The sequence below is a fragment of the Dyella jejuensis genome (assembly GCF_044904675.1).
GTDB lineage: Bacteria > Pseudomonadota > Gammaproteobacteria > Xanthomonadales > Rhodanobacteraceae > Dyella_B > Dyella_B jejuensis.
Genome location: NZ_JADIKJ010000051.1, coordinates 1 through 928 on the forward strand (window position 1 = coordinate 1; position 928 = coordinate 928).

The 928-nt window shown below is 57.5% G+C and carries 1 protein-coding gene; it reads right to left on the reverse strand.

Features of this window, described 5'->3' with window-relative positions; translation table 11 throughout:
* A partial coding sequence (locus ISP15_RS18215; protein ID WP_404549403.1) for a hypothetical protein occupies positions 1-928 on the reverse strand: 928 nt, incomplete at both ends.

The following is a 928-nucleotide window of genomic DNA, read 5'->3' on the forward strand; positions in this document are numbered from 1 at the left end:
GTAAGTGTCAGCGATGCATTATTGGCATCGATCGTGTTGTCGGTCGCGGTGATCTGGTCGCCATTGTTGGCAGCGACAGCATTCCCGCTACCCACCAAGTCCAGGCTCGAACCGGCATCCAGCGTGATACCCGCATCGCCATTGGCATTGATCGTATCCAGATAGCTGCTGCCGCCATCGTTGCTGATCTGGATCGTGTCGCCCGCGCTGGCATTGATCGTGTCGTTGCCGTCGCCGGCACTGTCGATCAAAGTCGCACCGCCATCCATATCGATCGCGTCGTCACTGCTCGTTACCGTGCCCTTGCTATTGGCATCGATTTCCAACGCAACCCCACTGCCGTTGAGCGTGCCGCTGCCGTCGAAGGCCAGCGAGCCATTGCTCTGCGATATCGTGAAGCCCGTACCATCCACAGTGTTCTGAACATCACCACTGTCCGTCAATGACAGTGTTTGACCACTCGCAGCATCGATCGTGTCGCCGCCGGCTGTCAGATCATCCGAGCTGCTGGTGGCAATCGTGTTGCCGAGGCCCACCATGTCCAGGCTCGATCCGGAATCCAGAGTGATACCTGCATCGCCGCTGGCATTGATCGTATCCAGATAACTGCTGCCGCCGTCATTGTTGACCTGGATCGTATCGCCTGCACTGGCATCGATTGTGTCATTGCCGCTGCCAGCATCATCAAACAAGCTGGCACCTGTTTGCATGTCGATGGTGTCGCTGCCATTTGTCAGCGTGGCCGCGCTACCGGTATCCATATCTAGCATATTGCCACTGCCACTGAACGTATCGCTGGTACCGGTAAGCGTCACATAGCTAGAACTCGAGTTGATCGAGACGTCGTTGCCATCCACGATATCGCCGCTGGTCGAGCCTGCACCGGACAGTGCGATCGATTCGCCACCGGCCGTGATCGTGTTGTCGC